Annotated in this window: 11 protein-coding genes and 1 pseudogene; 5 read left to right on the top strand and 7 right to left on the bottom strand. The window is 59.2% G+C overall.

Annotated elements, in window-relative coordinates; genetic code table 11:
* Positions 1 to 193: 193 nt before the first annotated feature.
* On the bottom strand, positions 194 to 2,428 hold the full coding sequence (locus BS629_RS16755) for a TonB-dependent hemoglobin/transferrin/lactoferrin family receptor (protein WP_018243081.1): 2,235 nt from the start codon (positions 2,426 to 2,428) through the stop codon (positions 194 to 196).
* 270 nt (positions 2,429 to 2,698) lie between these two features.
* On the opposite strand from BS629_RS16755, the gene BS629_RS16750 reads away from it, so the two are divergent.
* A complete protein-coding gene (locus tag BS629_RS16750) occupies positions 2,699 to 3,652 on the top strand; it encodes an extensin family protein (protein ID WP_026188485.1) in 954 nt (317 codons plus the stop codon).
* A gap of 171 nt (positions 3,653 to 3,823) precedes the next feature.
* Here the strand turns inward: BS629_RS16750 and BS629_RS16745 are convergent, their stop codons facing one another.
* Genes BS629_RS16745 through BS629_RS16735 form a run of 3 tightly spaced genes read right to left on the bottom strand, consistent with a single transcriptional unit; the run spans position 3,824 to position 7,700 of the window.
* On the bottom strand, positions 3,824 to 4,819 hold the full coding sequence (locus BS629_RS16745) for a HupE/UreJ family protein (protein WP_018243083.1): 996 nt from the start codon (positions 4,817 to 4,819) through the stop codon (positions 3,824 to 3,826).
* The gene (locus BS629_RS16740; RefSeq protein ID WP_245268238.1) at positions 4,816 to 5,727 is read right to left on the bottom strand and encodes a peptidyl-prolyl cis-trans isomerase; all 912 of its coding nucleotides are present in this window, start codon (positions 5,725 to 5,727) and stop codon (positions 4,816 to 4,818) included. The genes BS629_RS16745 and BS629_RS16740 overlap by 4 nt, the downstream gene beginning before the upstream one ends.
* Before the next feature lie 32 nt (positions 5,728 to 5,759).
* Entirely contained in the window at positions 5,760 to 7,700 is a 1,941-nt protein-coding gene (locus BS629_RS16735; RefSeq protein ID WP_077988327.1) for a DUF3604 domain-containing protein, read from the bottom strand.
* A 462-nt stretch (positions 7,701 to 8,162) separates the two neighbouring features.
* Between BS629_RS16735 and BS629_RS16730 the strand changes: the two genes are divergently transcribed.
* Complete coding sequence (locus BS629_RS16730; protein ID WP_018243087.1) at positions 8,163 to 8,384, top strand: hypothetical protein; 222 nt, start codon at positions 8,163 to 8,165, stop codon at positions 8,382 to 8,384.
* Here the strand turns inward: BS629_RS16730 and BS629_RS16725 are convergent.
* Positions 8,363 to 10,042 (bottom strand): formate--tetrahydrofolate ligase, encoded by a 1,680-nt coding sequence (locus BS629_RS16725; protein WP_018243088.1) that lies wholly within the window; start codon positions 10,040 to 10,042, stop codon positions 8,363 to 8,365. The genes BS629_RS16730 and BS629_RS16725 overlap by 22 nt on opposite strands.
* A gap of 159 nt (positions 10,043 to 10,201) precedes the next feature.
* Here BS629_RS16725 and BS629_RS16720 point away from each other — a divergent pair.
* Positions 10,202 to 10,734 (top strand): annotated as a pseudogene (locus BS629_RS16720) (TIGR00645 family protein).
* Between the two features lie 84 nt (positions 10,735 to 10,818).
* On the opposite strand, the gene BS629_RS16715 reads toward BS629_RS16720, so the two are convergent.
* Positions 10,819 to 12,513: a hypothetical protein gene (locus BS629_RS16715; RefSeq protein WP_077988326.1), complete on the bottom strand. Its 1,695-nt coding sequence runs from the start codon at positions 12,511 to 12,513 to the stop codon at positions 10,819 to 10,821.
* A 474-nt stretch (positions 12,514 to 12,987) separates the two neighbouring features.
* Here BS629_RS16715 and BS629_RS16710 point away from each other — a divergent pair, with 474 nt between their 5' ends.
* Together BS629_RS16710 and BS629_RS16705 are read left to right on the top strand one after the other, a co-directional pair.
* On the top strand, positions 12,988 to 13,713 hold the full coding sequence (locus BS629_RS16710) for a helix-turn-helix transcriptional regulator (protein ID WP_077988325.1): 726 nt from the start codon (positions 12,988 to 12,990) through the stop codon (positions 13,711 to 13,713).
* A gap of 46 nt (positions 13,714 to 13,759) precedes the next feature.
* Entirely contained in the window at positions 13,760 to 14,221 is a 462-nt protein-coding gene (locus tag BS629_RS16705; protein WP_018243092.1) for a PAS domain-containing protein, read from the top strand.
* Positions 14,222 to 14,342: 121 nt separating this feature from the next.
* Here the strand turns inward: BS629_RS16705 and BS629_RS16700 are convergent, their stop codons facing one another.
* Positions 14,343 to 15,473: a DUF2333 family protein gene (locus tag BS629_RS16700; RefSeq protein WP_018243093.1), complete on the bottom strand. Its 1,131-nt coding sequence runs from the start codon at positions 15,471 to 15,473 to the stop codon at positions 14,343 to 14,345.
* Between the last annotated feature and the right edge of the window lie 127 nt (positions 15,474 to 15,600).

Below are 15,600 nucleotides of genomic sequence, written 5' to 3'. Positions count from 1 at the left end.
GCGGCTCACTCGTCGTCTTTGAACACGATTGGTCGAGGCCGCCTTAGCGAACCCACCACCAAACTGCAATGTTCAAGGACTTGATCATGGAAAAATTGTTAGCCTGAGATCAGCCATTGCGCAAGAGGCGAATGCGGGAATGAAAAGGGGTGGCCCGAAAGCCGCCCCCCCAGCCTTGAAGAGGTGATCGCGATCAGAAAGTCTTGGTGATCGACACCTTGAACGTACGGCCCGGCTCCGAATACCACTCCTGCGGCTGCGACGCCGTCACCGAGGTCAGGTTGACGTCGCGCACGGCGAGCGCATTGTAATGCTCCTGATCGAAGATGTTGTAGACACCTCCCTGGATCCGCAGACCCTTCAACTGTTCCGGCGTCCACCATGCCGTCAGATCGACGACACCATAACCAGGCGCATCGAATGTGGTCGCAACATCGTCGTCAGGCATGGCTGCCGAAAGCGTCGAGGAAAGATCGAAACCGTAGTTGTCGTTGCTCCAACCGCCGCCGATGATCGCCTTGAAGGGAGCAACCGATCGCAAGTATTTGCCTGTATCCTCGTTCCGGCCATAGGCATAGGCAAGCGACGCATGCAGGTTGATGCCGTTGTTGAACGTCTTGACGGCACTGGCTTCAACACCCGAAATCGTGGCCGCAGACACGTTGGTGTAGTTAAATGTCGTGAAGCCGGTCGCGTCGACGCTCGTCACCGTCTGGATAAAGTTCTGGTAGCGGGTGTGGAAAGCCGCAAGCCGACCGGTAAAATCGCCCGTGTCGAAATTGGCGCCGATTTCGACGCCGCGGCCGATTTCCGGTTCCAGATCAGGATTGCCAAGCTGGGCATAACGACCCGTCGGGTTGTAGAAGCGGCTGTAGAGCTCGTCCACGGTGGGTGCACGGAAACCGACTGCCAGCTGTGCGTAAATCTGCACGTCAGGCGTCAGCTCGTATGTCGCAAGAATCTTCGGCGACAGGCCGGCTTCCGTCCGATCGTTCAGGTCCCCGAAACGGGTAAGCCCGGTATTGCTTGCGAAACTTCCGCCGGTCGAGGGATTGTAGTTGAACCAGTCGAAGCGGAAGCCGGGTGTCAGCGCGAAGCCGGTATTGCCGATTTCGATTTTGTCTTCGAAGGTCAGCCCAAGATTCTGGCTGTCGACATTGGGCACTTCCGCCTGGTTGTTCAGCGCCGGGCACGTTGTGGGCGTCGGGCAAAGGGCCCAGCTATACTGGCTCCAGCTCGAAACGCCGACGTCGAGACCAACGCGAACGGAATGGCTGAGACCGGAATATTCGAAATCCTTCGTCGCCGTGCCGCTGAAGCCCCAGGCTTCGTTTTCTATCTGGTTGTTACGGCCATAAGCCACATTGGCAGTCGTACGGCCTATGCTGCCGGCTTCCTTCTTCAAATCCAACCAGTAAAGCGTGGCTCGCGCACTGCTGAAGAATGCGTCGGAAGACTGCGCCTCATAATCGTAATCGAGAGAAACGCGGTCGCGGTCGCGCAATTCGCGGCCGTCATAATTGTCGATCAGGAAGTTGCGGGGCGTGGTGCCGCCCTGAAGCTCGCGCAGGTCGGTCTTGAGATCGCGTCGGAAGCGTTCGGCCGTCAGGCCGATGCGATGACCACCTTCGAGCTCCTGGCGCAGCTTGAAGAGCAGGTTGTGCTGGTCGAAATCGGCGGGATCCGCCTCGGTGCGAGGACGACCATAGCTGTCATTGTCGCCCATATTGTCGCGTTCATGGCCCTTGCGGTAGCCGCCCTGAAACAGGATCGACGTGTTGCCGATCGTCTTGGCAGCCGCCGCCGAGCCGGAAATGCTGCGGTCTTCGCTGTCGTATGTCGACTTGACGATCGCACCCCAATCACGGCCTTCGGGAATAAGATCCTCCGGCTCGAGCGTATTGAGAACGATGGCGCCGCCGAGCATTCCCGAGCCACCCTTGCTCGAATCCGCGCCGCGGACAATATCGAGCGAGGAGAGCGAATCGAAATCGAAGGTGTCGCCGCCGCCATTGGCGTTGGCCGGCGCGAAAGCGCCTTGGCGTGAACTATTCGAAATATACGGGATCGGAATGCCGTCGATGGTGGTCAGGATGCGAGCGCCGGAAAGGCCGCGCAGGTTGAAGCCCGCGTCGCCACGTGAATAGTTCACACCTGCATCGACGCTGCGGCCGATATCGTCAAAATTGGTGACCTGCTTTTCTTCCAGCGTCTTGGCGGTGATCTCGGTCGCAAGCGGCGTGTCGGCGACGCTGCCCGGCGCCACGCGTTTGCCCTTGACGACGATCTTCTGCAGGACGGTGCTGTCATCCGTCGTGGCTTGTGGCGTGGTTGCCGAAGCGCTTTGCGCGAAAGACTGCGAAACAGGAAGAACAACTGTGGCTGCCGTGCAGACCAATAGAACCGAACGCCAATGCCGGACGATCATAACCTACCCCTTAATGATGATTACCGGGCTGGCTGGTCGTGGCGCGTCGAACGCTCGATGGGCTGGCTGGGCTTTTGCGGATGAAGACGATGCAGAATTCCGCCTTCTTTTCGCCGCATAAAAAACATGAGAAGTATTGTCAACATAAACCGGCGACTTATGTTGAATAAACTTATCAAGTTTTAATGATCTGTCCCGACGTTGCGAAATTGCAACGAAATCCGCCCGCTTGCGTTATCCCTAGCTATCGACACCAGGGAATCGGATGCGTTGAGAAAACTTGCGATACTGGCGATCCTTCTCGCCGCAACCGCCGTTCTTGCCGGTGCCCGCCTGCCCGTTCACGGCCCTCTGCCACAACAAAGGCCGGATATCGAGGGCACTTCCGCACCCACCCCCGATTCAAATGCCGGAGGCACGCAACCGCCGCCGGCCGCAGAAATGCCCACTCCTGAACCGAAGCCCGACAATCAAAAACCAGAGACCCAAAAACCAGAGACATCGACGCCGAACGAACCGGCGACGCCGAAAACTGAACCCGCCAAACCAATGCAGGGTCCGCCACTTCCCCCAGGGAAGGAAAACCCGCAGGCTCCGACGGAGGAGAACAAGCCCCCCGCCGCACAAACACTTGAGGAACAGCATCTGACGATCGAGCCCGAAAGCGATGCCGACCACGCCGAGTGCACGGCCGCGCTTCAGGCCCTGGGCGTCGTCTTCAAGGACGCGCCGCGCATCGACGACGGCAATGGCTGCGGCATCGACAAGCCGATCATCGTCTCCGAAGCCCTGCCCGGCATCAAGCTGAAGCCGGAGGCGACGATCCGTTGCCCGGCGGCCCTTGCCCTTGCCCGCTGGATGAAGGAGAGCGTCATCCCGGCGGCCTCCACCGCTCTGCCGGAACGGGGCCGCATCACCACCGTCAACCAGGCAACGTCCTATATGTGCCGCCTGCGGAACGGCGCCGAAACGGGCAAGATCTCCGAACATGCCCGCGGCAACGCCATCGACATTGCGAGCTTCCATTTCGAAAAGGGCGAGGATGTCGCCGTCCGCTCTCGCCGCGAGGATCCGACGCTCACCGGCGCCTTCCAGCGCACCGTCAGCGCCGCCGGCTGCCTCTACTTCACCACCGTCCTCGACCCGGAAAGCGACGCCGCCCACGAAACGCATTTCCATCTCGACGTCATCGAGAGGAAGGGCAACTATCGTTATTGTCACTAGAGCATAATGCTGAAAGCAAAGCCGGATGGCGGCGAGCTTGCGTATCGCATGATCCTTCTCGGCAGGCCGAGGCCAAGCGCAATCTGCTTGGCCTCCAGATGGGACATTGCCGCTCAGCACCCCGACTTCCGCTTACGGCGCGTGAAGCAGACTTTCCGGTGGATCGCGGTTTCAAGCCGCCAGGCTTGCGATCCTTTGGACCAGCCAGAACATCGCGGCGGTGCCCACGATGTAGGCTGCCCCCTGACGTGCCAGCGTGGGCCGTATTGTGCTCAAGGCGCCCGCCACCTTGAACAGGATCAGCACTGCGGCCACGAAGATCAGCTGTCCCGCCTCGACGCCAAGGTTGAATGTCAGAAGGCCGAGCGGCATATCCGATTGCGGCAGACCGATCTCCTTGAGAGCGCCAGCAAAGCCGAAACCATGCAGCAGCCCGAACGCGAAAGCCACGACCCACGGATAGCTCTCGGAAAGTCGCCTTTCGCCAGGCCTGATCTTGATCAATTCGCTGGCGACAAACGCTATGCTGAGGGCAATCGTTGCTTCTACTGGCCTCTGCGGCAGACTGAAATATCCAAGCGACGCTCCAGCCAGAGTGATGCTGTGAGCGACGGTGAAGGCCGTGATCGTCTTCATCAGCATCCATCGATCCCGAATGAGCAGGATGAGAGCAAAAACGAAAAACAGATGATCGATGCCGGAAAGGATGTGGTCGACCCCCAGCAGGAAATAGGTTTTCGCCACCTCGATGCTGGTTTGCGCTCCGGCTGCGGCGAAGGATGGCATTTCCGGCTTGAGACGGGCAATCTCCTTATTGCCGCGCGCGTATTCGATGCGGACAAGGGCATCGGTCATGGTTGACTGCAGCCCGTTGATACCGATTTCGCCACCTTTCAACCCGCCTGCGCAGGTGACCGTCCATCGCTCGATATATGCGCCGCCTTCGATCGACTTCGTGCGCATGGCCTTCTCCCTGCACGAGACCGGCAGGCGTGCGTAAAGGCTGAGCCGCATCTCGCCTTGCGCCGGGATCTTCCAAACGACCGCGAACTCGTTCGGGGCGGTTTCGCGCATATCGAGATAAGCTGGCCGAATTTCATGGCCGTATCCCGGCACGCTTAGAAATACCAGGAGGAGTAGGCCCAGTAGGGCTCCGAGCCGCATCATGGGCTGGTTTTCGCGTCGGTTAGGCTCTCGATGCGCACGACATACCCTTTGAGAAGCTCCGCAAAACGTTGGTCATCGAGTTCCCTCCGTTTTGCATTGATCCACTCGCGCGTCACGGCGTCGCGCACCTCGTCGAGGCTCGGCACTCGGCCTGGCTTGCGTTCTACCACCCGGACGAGATGAAATCCAAAGCTCGAAAGGACGGGACCTGTCCACTGCCCCACAGGAGCCTTGTCGAGTGCCTCGGCGAAATCCATCCCGAAAGTCTGAGCGATCGATGTCTTGTCGGTAAGTGGCAGATCGGACGGAAGCATAGTGGCATCACCGAGCGATGTGTAATCTACCGCAGGATTGGTCAGCAGTACCTGCAGGTTGGAGGTTGCGTCCCGTGCGACTGTCTCGCCACGCCGCTCCGGGTTGAGGAAGCTCTGTTGGAATGCCAGCTTCGCATCGACATCGAACGCCCTCGGATTGGCCGCCAGATAGGCCTCCAGTTCAGCATCGGTGGCACCGAGCGCATCGGCGTCCGCGACGTTCAGGAACTCCATCTTCTGGCGCAAGCGGCGACGAACAACCGTGTCGTCCTCGTCGAGCCCAAGCGCAAGCGCCTGACGAACGAGGATCTCCTCCTTCACATAGTCGTCGATGAGGCCCTTGAGTTCTTCCGCAGTCGGTGAACGCTGCCAGGTCTTGGTGAACAGGATGGCCATCTGCTCGATCTTCGGTGCCGTTACCACGATGCTGTCCGGCCCGTCTTTCGCGTCGGTGCCGATTGCCCCGTAGGCCGCGAAAATCAGCAGCGCCAACAGCAGGAAGTGGACCAGCGGTTCCCTCAACACACTCTTCAACACCATCGCACTTGCTCGTTTACGGAGTGAATGAGCCCCGAAAGGTTCGGCGGCCCACATAGCCGCCGGCATCGTGAAAAAATGTCCTTACATCAAGGCGTATACCAGATCGGTGAGGTGTAAGCGCGTTCGGTGATGGTCATCCGCGTCCCCTCCAGCGGCTTGACGCCGAACCGCTTGGCGTCATAGGCGGTCCAGCGCGGTGTCGGAATTTCAATGACGCGCCCGTAATAGAAGGCCTTCTGCTTCGGGTCGAAGCCCGGATCTTTCCAGACCGCGATTAATTCCGGTGCGCCGATGGTATTGGTCCAATTGGCATTCTCGATGTCCACGGTGTTGCCGACCGGCGGCACCTTGCCGTCGGCGCCTGGCTTGCGGTCGCCGCCCCAGACAACATCGTAAACCTCTTCGTGGGTCTCGCCGTTCTCGTCGAGCCAGCCCTTCACAATCTGGTAGCGGTCGAGATTGGCTCCGATCGGATCCCTCAACGCAGCGACGAGGAATGTCGGCGCCCTACCTTCCGGCGCGGCAGTGAGGTCGCCGCCCATAGGCACGCCCTTGCTATATCCGACAGCGCCGGGATTGCGGCTCTGGGCATCGGCTGGCTCGAAGTCCCAGCCGCCAAAGAAGCGCACGGTCATTCGTGGTCCAGTAGTGGCGTAAGTCTCCTTGCGCTGCATCGCATCCCAGATCGACTCTCGGGTATTTTCCATCGCCCAGGCGGCGGCATAACCCGACGCGCCCACTTCCCAATCCATGACCATGATATTCGTTTTAGGATTTTTTACGAAAGTCGCCGTGAGACGCTCCGGGCTTGGCTCTTGCGGCGTCGTCTTGCCGAAGAAGTTTTCCTCCTCCATGGCCGCAAGTCCTGTATGCGCATCGGAACTGCCGACCAAGCCGAACTTATACGGATTCGTGCCAAGCTGCGCTTCGAGCTTGAGGCCATTTCGCAATGCGGACCGCGTATATTCGAACTCGAGCATATCCGGAGTTTTGGGGACGCTGGCATCGAGATTGCCGAAATCCCAGATCTCGAAATCGGCGAACTCGTCGTTTGGAGACAGAGTGGGATGGGCCTCACCGGTACCCTTCGTCTGGCTTGTCTCGTAGAGACGTTCCCACTTTGCACGCTCCTCGACATATTCTTTGTCGACCGGCTTGCCAGTGAATGACTCGATCATCGGAAACATCCGACCGTTAGACAGGTTGCCGTTATGGGCGATCGCCAGCACATTGCCGCCTGTCTTCTCTTCATACGCCTGCATCCATTTCCACAGGTCGCGGGGGTTGTCACTGCCCAACGGCTTCAGGGTCGTGTAGGGAACGACCTGATCCGCCTTGTCGCCGTTGTCGCGGAAGATCACATTGCGATGCAGATTGTTTCCTGCAGTGTTCGAGGTCCACTCGTAGCCGATAAAGGCGGTGAATCGGCGGGGATCGTTGTACTCTTCGGCGGCTTTTACCGTATCCTGCCACGCTGTCTTGTAGGGACGCGTCTCCGGGCCATAGATCATCGACTTAGGAAGCGTTCCCTTGCCGAAGCTGAAGATGATCTCCAGCGCTGCCGTGCCGCCGTCACCCGACTTGATCATATCGTACCAAGTCTTGGCCTGCGGATCGGCGATAACATCCGGCTTGCCGGCAAAAAGATCAGGAAACATGCCCATATTATCGGAATGGTCTGCGACCACCAGGAAATCGAGTGGCCGCGACAGCTTGGCCGGTTGGCCGCTCGACGCCATGATTTCCTCACCGCGCGCGAAGCGATATGCATCGCGGGGCGTCAGCCTCGCACCGAATGCCCCGGCATCAAACGACGCTCCGGTGTGTAAATGAGTGTCGCCGAAAAACGGCCGGGTCGGAAAGTTACGCCCTACATAGGGCGAATAGGCCGGCTTGCTGGCAAACGCCCTATTGGCGGTGGCCTTATCGAGCGCGCCGATATCCGTGGCCTCCTGGGCTGCGGTCGCCAAGGGCAAGCCCAGACTGATGAGCCCGGCAAGAATCAGCTTCACGGATGTGTTTTTCATCGTTCCCCCCTTTTTCTTCCGCGTCATACTGACATCCTGACGGGGCATCCTTTGATCTGCCTCAACGACAGGACCCCTGCCTCCCGGTCCTCGGTCATTTCTAGGCGTGTTGTCGTGAATGCGGCTTCAATCATAGCACGCCGCCAAAACCTGTTCAGTCTCTCATTTTACAACCTCCAGAAGAAATCTAACTCATGTAGCATCTGGTTTCTGCAAACGCATCGCGGCCTGCCAGTTTGGCTTTGGCCGAGAACTGAACGTTGAACGAGCATGATGGGAATGGCGGTCGTTGGCGCTTCCGCAAATACCTCAACGGCCCCTATGTCCGATCCCTCTGAAACCGGACGTTGCGGTTCGTGAGCAGAGGACATAATTGTTTCAAAAGCCTGCAATCCGCGCTTGAATCAGGCCGTGAAATATCCAAATCAAAGATGCAAATGCAAAGACAAGGGTTGGCGGCGAATGAAGATCATCGCATACTTCATTGCCGCTCTCTTTTTCGTCGCCATTGGATCGGTTACCGGCGAACTGCCTTGGTTCCTTGTCATCGGAATGCTGTTTTCCGCCCCTCTGGAAAAGCTTTTCATCTGGCTGTTCATCGATCCGGACTTTGAGAAGCGCCAGCGTCGTCTGGCCGAACGGCCCGTCCAGCGCTCCCAGGATCAGAACAATCCCTCGATATAACCTTGATCGTTGAGGAAAATCCGCTCCGCCGACGGCGATTTCGGCAGGCCGGGCATCGTCATGATCTCGCCGGTGATGGCGACGACGAAACCGGCTCCCGCCGAAAGCCGCACCTCTCGCACCGTGACGATATGGCCTTCCGGCGCGCCGCGCAGGTTCGGATCGGTCGAGAAGGAATATTGCGTCTTCGCCATGCAGATCGGCAGATTGCCGTAGCCCTGCTCCTCCCATGTCTGCAGCTGGTCGCGTACCGCCTTGTCGGCCGTCACTTCGCCGGCGTGATAGATCTTCGAGGCGACGATCTCGATCTTCTCGAACAGCGAAAGATCGTCGCCGTAGAGCGGCTGGAATTTCGCCTGTCCTGACTCGGCCAGTTCCACCACCTTGTGTGCCAGTTCCTCGATGCCGGCCGAACCCAGCGCCCAGTGGCGGCAGAGGATCGCCTCGGCGCCCAGTCTCGAGACAAATTCCTTCACTGCCGCGATCTCGGCGTCGGTATCCGAGACGAAATGGTTGATCGCCACGACGACGGGCACGCCGAAACGGCGGACATTGGCGACGTGCCGGCCGAGATTGGCGCAGCCCTTCTTCAATGCGACGACATCCTCCGTGCCGAGATCGTCCTTCTTCACCCCGCCATTCATCTTCAGCGCCCGGACGGTGGCGACGATCACCGCCGCATCCGGCTTCAGCCCGGCCTTGCGGCACTTGATGTCGAAGAATTTCTCCGCGCCGAGATCGGCGCCGAAGCCTGCTTCCGTCACCACATAGTCGCCGAGCTTCAGCGCCGTCTTTGTCGCCGTTACCGAATTGCAGCCATGGGCGATGTTGGCGAAGGGCCCGCCATGCACGAAGGCCGGATTGTTCTCCAGCGTCTGTACCAGGTTCGGCTGCATCGCATCTTTCAACAGCACCGCCATGGCGCCGTCGGCTTTCAGGTCGCGCGCATGCACCGGTGTCCTGTCGAAACGATAGCCGATGATGATGTCGCCGAGCCGCCGCTCCAGATCCTTGAGATCGGTGGCAAGACAGAGGATCGCCATCACCTCGGAGGCGACGGTGATGTCGAAGCCGCCCTGGCGCGGAAAGCCGTTGGCAACGCCGCCGAGCGAAGAGACCATGCTGCGGAGTGCCCGGTCGTTCATGTCCATGACCCGCCGCCAGGTGATGCGGCGGATGTCGATATTCTCTTCGTTGCCCCAGTAGATGTGGTTATCGACCATCGCCGCCAGCAGATTGTGCGCCGAGGTGATCGCATGGAAGTCGCCGGTGAAATGCAGGTTGATGTCTTCCATCGGCACGACCTGCGCGTAACCGCCGCCGGCCGCCCCGCCCTTGACGCCGAAGCAGGGGCCGAGAGAAGCCTCACGAATGCAGACAATCGCCTTTTTGCCGATCCGGTTCAGCCCGTCGCCGAGCCCGACGGTGGTCGTCGTCTTGCCCTCGCCCGCCGGCGTCGGGTTGATCGCGGTGACGAGGATCAGCTTGCCGTCCTTCTTGCCTGTCTGCGCGGCGATGAACTCGGCGCTGACCTTTGCCTTGTCGTGACCATAGGGAGCGAGCTGCTCGACCGGAATGCCGAGCTTCGCCCCGATCTCGAAAATCGGCTTCTTGGCTGCGGCGCGCGCGATCTCGATATCGGATTTGATGGATGGCATGAATGTTCCCCGTCCCGACCTCCGCAGACGCGGAGTTATTTGTTCTCTCTTTATCGGGATAGCGAAATATCGGCGGGGTGTGAATAGCGCCGCGCCTTGCGGCCGCCACGCCGGATGTTTATGTGGCGGGCAACGATCGCGGTTTTACAGGGTGAAGACATGAAAGCACTGGAACTCATCATCGAGCGCATCATCCTGTCGAGCCGCTGGATCCTCGTCGTCTTCTATATCGGCTTGGTAGCGGCGCTCGCTGTCTATGCCGTTTCCTTCGGCTACAAGTTCCTGAAGATCGCCTCCGGCGTCTTCGAACTCGATGAGGCGGAGATGATCCTTGCCATGCTCGGCCTGATCGACGCAGCTCTCGTCGCCAGCCTGATCGTCATGGTGATGATCTCTCGGGCTACGAGAATTTCGTCAGCCGCTTCGACGAGGCCAGCGAGGCCGACAACGAGGTCTCCTTCCTCGGCAAGCTCGATTCAGGCAGCCTGAAGATCAAGGTCGCCTCCTCGATCGTCGCCATCTCCTCCATCCACTTGCTGCAGGTCTTTCTCAACGCCGACCAATACGAGGACGGCAAGATCATGTGGCTCACGCTGATGCATCTCGCCTTCGTCGCCTCCGCCGTCATGCTCGGCTTCCTGGAGAAGCTCATGAGCGTCACGTCAAAGAACGATTTGAAGGATAAGGCTTAGAGGACGGCACAGGGGCCCTTTGAGTGGGTGAACAAGCAGCTGCCCGACGCAAAACGCCGCGCTATGCTCTTTCGCGTCCCGATATCAATTGACCGAAGCAGCAGCAGGAACGGTCTCTGCTTCAGCTTTCCTGGGGCATCGAAGGCTTTCCTTGGCATCCGGCCCACACAGGTGATAACCGGGCTCCTCATCATAAGGGATGATCCCATTGATGATGCCGAGATCGAGCGCCTGAGAACGAAGTATATTCCGTTGCTCAATTGATGTCGCAAGCATCATGGTCTCGTATGTCTCGGCCCTGACGCCCATCTCGTCGAAGTAGGCGAAGAATTTCGTATATTCAGCCGCCGTGGGTCTGACGAGGCCGATAGCGGAATATCCGACAATCCGCGGCGTTCCGCTCGTCAAGACAACAGTACAGGTCGAAAGGCAGTACGCACGGCCGGCAAAGACTTCACCCTCTGTCGGTCCGCTTTTGGCGATGCTGGCTATGCAACGCGGATCCAGCTTAGGACAATTCGGCAATTGCGTTCTGCCAATTGATGTCTCCAGACCTGCCGCACGGATCATACGCCCCATCGCGAAAGCCGCATCCATGTCCCCGCCATTAGACTGAAGGACGACCGGCAGCTTTCTTTCGCCGAGCGTCGTCAACATCGCCTTCAGCCGAGCCGGCGTGTCCGGCGTGATGTCTCCATCCGCGGAAATCCACTGCGTGCACTCCTCCTGGCAATTGCCATTGTACATCAGGAGAAAGTCCATCGGCCGGGTTCTCGGCAGTCTCTCGCTTATGTCTGCGGCCGCATCCTGCACGGGCGACTCAAATACCGGCGTCTCAGATACAGGCGCCTTAGCCGCCACGGGCGCTTCGGCTACCGGATGGCCGTGACACACAGCTTCGGCCGCTGCATCCGGCGCGCAGAGCGGCATGCCGGGCCACTCATTGTAAGACAGCATGTCCGTGATGAGACCTGTTCGAAGTGCCTCTGCAGCCGGTACGATATTGATGTTGTCAGGCGTGGCGCTCATCATCAGACCGATCACATCTTCGCTGACGCCCATTTCTTTCAAATAGGCCGTCAAGGCAGCGGTAGCCTTCTTTCCAAGTTTGGTGGAACTGCTCTGCCCCGCCACCTTGCGCCCAACCTCCTTGCGGGAGATTTCCTTCTTCTTGCCGTTCACGATCTTGTATTCGATGCGATAGGAAACACGCACCTTGTTGTAGACGGTCGTGATCTGGTGGACGCCGATAAAGGCCCATTGCGACGAGACACGCGACGCACCGCCCGCTAACGCCAGCGGACAGGCGGAAAGACAGTATGCACCAGCAGAATAAGTGTAGCCGCCCGAGGCACCTTCCTTCGCAATAGCGGCTTCGCAGCGCGTATCCCCAACGGGGCACCCCTTCAGCCGCGTACCGCCTACCGCCGTTTCCAGCCCGGCCTTGCGAATTATCCGGCCCATCGCATAGGCGGCATCGACATCGCCACCCTCCGAACGGAAGACGACAGGCAATTTCCGGCCGCCGATCTTCTTGAGAATTTTTCTCAGCCGCGCGGGGGTATCGGACGTTATGCGTCCCTCCGCCGATATCCATTCCGGACAGTTTTCCCGGCAGAGAAAACTACGCACGAGGATGAAGCTCATCGGCGGCTGTGCTGCCTTCTTCTCCTCGGCAGCCTGCGAGGTTACCGCTCCGATCGGTAAGGTCAAAAGGAGAAAAACAAGTAATAATCTGAAAAATAGACACTTCACCAAAAAGGAAACTGCAAAGCGCACGATTAAATTGCCTCAGTTGTACTGAACATACGCTTAGCAATTGGATTGAACGCCAGCAAGCCGGATTTCGACGCCCGCTGCGGCCCTCTTACCTTTGTTCTCTCATTCGCAATCCGGCTTACATGGCGCCCCGCTGCGGCCGTGTTCACGCAGTTCATCTGCTCCAGCGCAAGGTGCTGCAGGTGGACCGGTCCATCGCCTTTCGCCGGTGCGAGAAGACCGGAGTTCTCATCGAACTCACTCAGGTGATTCTCCGCCTGCCCTGCTGCGTGAGGCCATAGCTATGCCGTCACGAAGCGCCTCAAGATACCGCAACGTTATCTTTGCAAGTCGAAACTCAATCAGAGCGCGATCTCCCGTGGCTAATTTCTCACAATTTGAATGAATCGGCCTGCCTTAAGTTAATTGGGGCTAGCATCCTGCAGATTTTCTGTGTTTGATAGCGGTAACATTGAGGCTGCCGGAGGCGTACAAATGTCTTACATGACTACCTCTGAAAGACAGTCATTGCTTTCGGCAGAGCTTGCGACCGCTCGAACGCGCAGCCTTTTTGCGCAGGCGCTCGGCAGGGTTTCCACAGCCTTCGGATTGTCGCATGCGACGCTGATGCACGCCCCCTCCCCCGAAGACCTTCTCTTGAAACCTCTGCTGATCGAGAGCTCGCTTCCGGCCGCCTATGTCAGGGATTTCGACCGCGCCCACATGATGCGCGGCTGCCCTTTCGGCCTAAGGCTGAGGCAGTCCGCTGTGCCGCCGGCTTGGCACCTCAACGACGCCGTCAGTGGTCAGGCCTTTCCCGCCGAACTGCGCGCCCTGATGTTGCGCCATGCCATACCGGCAGGCGTTGCCATGCCGACCATCGCAGCCGACGGCCAGCGCCTGGTCTTTTGGTTCTGCGGCGAGCGCACCGCACTCGGCCAGAGCGAGATCAACGAGCTGGTAATGATCATTCTCCATGCACTCGATGCATACAATGCAGTCAAGCGCAACGAGGAATGCGCGCATACCGCGCTATCGAACCGAGAACTAGAAGTTGTGCGATGGGCGGCCCAGGGCAAGACCTCGATCGAAATCGGCCAGATCCTGACGCTCTCGGACCATACGGTGAACGCCTATATGACGAATGCGATCAAAAAACTCGATTGCGTCAACCGCACCCAGTTGGTAGCTAAGGCAATTCGATTGAAGCTGATCAACTGAGGAATCGGAAGAGAGTCGGCACGTCGTCCCGTGATCTGGGGGAATCGTGCCTCTTCACTTCGAACAGCCCGTCATTGACAAGACAGAACAATCCCGCGCCCACATCGGCATTACCGATGCGGACGTCGTCCAGATGCTCGCTGCCTACCGTCTTTTCGGCTTTTGGCGCATCGACATCGAGACAGGACATTTCTTTGCAAGCGAGGATGTCCACGCGATCTTCGGCCTCCCTTACAGCGACGGCCCTGTCAACCTGACAGAGCTGATGTCGCGCATCCACGAGGAAGACCGCAGCCTGATCGCCCAAACCTTCGAAGAAGCAAGCCTTCACGGCGTCGGCTTCCATTTCGTCTATCGCGTCGACAATCGGCTTGGCGGCTATAAGCTGGTGCGCAGCGTCGGCCGCTTCCGTGACGATGAAAGCGGCGGCGGCATCGTCGGCGTCACCTATGAATTCGTCGAAAGACTGCGCGTCGTCGGCTTCGAGGACAACACGATACCCCGCTGATTCAACAACGATAGCGCGTCCTGCTGGACGCGCAGGATCCAAAGCATGTCGCGCGACACCGACATGCGTAAAAGCAAAGAGCCAAAGCGCGAGGAGCGAATCTGAAAGATCGCGACGCGCTTTAGCGGTCGAGCACCGAACGGATCTCGACGAGGTTCGAGCGCACCCTCAGAATATAGAAGCCCATCGTGGCGAGATGGCTCGGCATGATCCAGCCATCCTCACGCCCGTTCGAGATGATCGCCGGCTGGATGCGCAGCGCCGACTGGAACTGCCGCATGGTCCCGCCCCAGATCGCTCCGAGATTGCGTTCCGCCACCACCTGCGAGAAATCCGCCTGGGCGGCCGCCATGATCGCGTAATAGCCGTAGAGCTGGCCGTAGGCGAACCAGAACCGGTCGTCGGCACGTGTATCGAACCAACCGCGGTTGTGGTTTTCAGAACGCTCGGCGAGCATGTCGGAGGTGCCGCCGAGATCGTTGGCGATGCGGTCGATGAATTGGACAAGATTGTCGGCACGTCCGTCGAAAATGGCGTTGCAGGCGGCAAGATCGGTGTTGAATTTGCGCAGCTTGTCGATCGCCGTGCGGTAATAAGCAGGCGTCGGCGTCTTCACTCCGAAGGGATCGAGCCCGAAATACCAGCTATATTCGTCGAACTGCAGATTGCCGCGCGCGCTCTGCAGGTCGTTGTTGATGCCCGACGTCCCGCGCACGCGCCCGAGCGTGTCGACAAGCTCCACCGAGGTACGTCGGACCGCCTGGTTGACGCCGCGCTGGAACGACGCCTTGTTGTCGAAGAAGGGCGTGTGGTCCCAGTCGATGCCGAAGAAGCCCGCCTTGTAGAGCACCATGGAGGAAATCCATGCGTTCTGGTTGACGTTAAAATCGGTCAGGTCGGCCGCGACGTCGACGATCGCCGAGCGCTGGCAGGTCTTCGGCGCCGTGGCAGCAGCCCCCTCGGCGACCGGCACATCCTGCCCGGCGGCGACCTTGCGCTCCGAAAGCCGATATTGGTCGACGAATGCGGGATTGAAATTCGTCCAGGCCTGCGTCTGCCAGAAGAAATAACCGTAGAGCGCGACCAGCAGCGCCGCGAACGCGATGACCGGCAACCGGATGATCCAGCTCCGGCGCTGACACCAGCCGTGCGCGGCAAGAAAGGGCCAGAAGGCCCAGGCGGAAAACAGGCGGGCCCAGCGGCCGATCATCTGGCCGATCAGCCTGAAAAAACCGGCTATCCGGTCAAGCATCGTCGTCTCCTGTCAGGCGAGGCGAACATCGGGACATTGCCGCCCCGCTACATCCCACATATGCGCTCGATGGGCCGAGCACAACACGAGCCCTTCGATTTTCCGGAATGAAAGCATTGGGAAGAGG

It is taken from the genome of Rhizobium leguminosarum bv. viciae USDA 2370, from assembly GCF_002008365.1.
In the GTDB taxonomy this organism is placed as follows: Bacteria; Pseudomonadota; Alphaproteobacteria; order Rhizobiales; family Rhizobiaceae; genus Rhizobium; species Rhizobium leguminosarum.
The sequence above is the reverse complement of the archived record's forward strand: the minus strand, read 5'-3'. Positions and strand labels throughout refer to the sequence as shown.

What these genes read in the sequence shown, in the direction of transcription:
- BS629_RS16700 (WP_018243093.1), bottom strand. Translation starts at nt 15,473, where the DNA reads ATGCTTGACCGGATAGCCGGTTTTTTCAGGCTGATCGGCCAGATGATC.
- BS629_RS16735 (WP_077988327.1), bottom strand. Translation starts at nt 7,700, where the DNA reads ATGAAAAACACATCCGTGAAGCTGATTCTTGCCGGGCTCATCAGTCTG.
- BS629_RS16710 (WP_077988325.1), top strand. Translation starts at nt 12,988, where the DNA reads ATGTCTTACATGACTACCTCTGAAAGACAGTCATTGCTTTCGGCAGAG.
- BS629_RS16725 (WP_018243088.1), bottom strand. Translation starts at nt 10,042, where the DNA reads ATGCCATCCATCAAATCCGATATCGAGATCGCGCGCGCCGCAGCCAAG.
- BS629_RS16740 (WP_245268238.1), bottom strand. Translation starts at nt 5,727, where the DNA reads ATGTGGGCCGCCGAACCTTTCGGGGCTCATTCACTCCGTAAACGAGCA.
- BS629_RS16755 (WP_018243081.1), bottom strand. Translation starts at nt 2,428, where the DNA reads ATGATCGTCCGGCATTGGCGTTCGGTTCTATTGGTCTGCACGGCAGCC.
- BS629_RS16730 (WP_018243087.1), top strand. Translation starts at nt 8,163, where the DNA reads ATGAAGATCATCGCATACTTCATTGCCGCTCTCTTTTTCGTCGCCATT.
- BS629_RS16745 (WP_018243083.1), bottom strand. Translation starts at nt 4,819, where the DNA reads ATGATGCGGCTCGGAGCCCTACTGGGCCTACTCCTCCTGGTATTTCTA.